Annotated in this window: 1 pseudogene; it reads left to right on the plus strand. The window is 73.2% G+C overall.

What is annotated here, in order from left to right:
• Positions 1–976, plus strand: a pseudogene (locus QHF89_RS49865) (hypothetical protein); the annotation flags it as partial.
• Between the last annotated feature and the right edge of the window lie 115 nt (positions 977–1,091).

The following is a 1,091-nucleotide window of genomic DNA, read 5'->3' on the forward strand; positions in this document are numbered from 1 at the left end:
GCCACCTGCGCCCGTCGCAGTCCCGCCGCCCGCGCCCGTCGCGCCGCCGCCGCTCCACGACGCCCAGGCGACGCTCGGCGGCCTCGCGGCGGCCTCGGATGCTGCGGCCCTGGCCGCGCCGCGCCCCGAGCCGGCCACGCCCGCGCCTTCGACGCCCGTGCCCGTGCGGCGCCGCCCGCCGGCCTCCGAATACGTCGATTTGATCTGGTTCGACGAGCACGCGCCGCAGCGGGTGCGGCAGCAATCGGCGTGGGCGTCCTACGTGCGGGATCCGCAGCGCCCGACGGAATGGATCACGGGCGAGGAGCCGGAGGAGCCGACGCAGGCCGTGACGGATCGCCGCGACATCCGGCGCGCGCTCGGCCGCGTGCCGCCGCTCGACGCGATCGGCATGGCCCGCGTGATGGAGGAGGCCATCGACGAGGACGGGATCTTCGAGCAGCCGCTGGTGATCGTGAACGGCGAGCTCGTGATGACCTGTGATCCGCTGGAGACGTTGAAAACGACGGTGGCCGTGGCCTCCCAGCTCGCGGCGGCGGACAAACGGCTGAAGGAGGCGCTCGACGCGGCGGAGGAGCTCCTGCAGAGGCCGCGGAGCGCGGCGGTGCCGCTCCTGGAGGGCGCTTTGTCGCGCGTGCGGCAGGCGTTTGCCCAGGTCAATCGGTCGCTCGCGTCGGATTACCTTGAAACGACGGCGCAGCGAATCCTGATCGAGGAGCGTCATTACCTGAAGCGCAAGCTCTTCGGCGGGGAGCACATCGGCGGATTGCTCTCTCTGGGCAGCGGTTCGCCGCTGCCGACGTACATGCCGGAGGTGCTGGCGGAGAAGCTGCCGCTCTTCCCGCGGCTACGTGTGCGAGCCATTGCCGAGCCGCACCCGCAGCAGGATCCGGCAGACAACGAGTCGATCACGCTGCGGGTGCTGGCGCTGGGCCGCGTGGTGCAATCGCAGCCCGTGGGTCGAGGCGGGCGCTAAGGTCAGCCCTTACCGAGATTCACGCCTCCTCCAGCAGGAGGTGGCGGTGGCGGCGGCGGCGGCGGCGGCGGTGGCGGCGGCGGCGGCGGCGGTGGCGGCGGCGGCGGCGGTGGCG

The organism is Polyangium sorediatum (assembly GCF_029946465.1).
GTDB classification, from domain to species: Bacteria; Myxococcota_A; Polyangia; order Polyangiales; family Polyangiaceae; genus Polyangium; species Polyangium fumosum.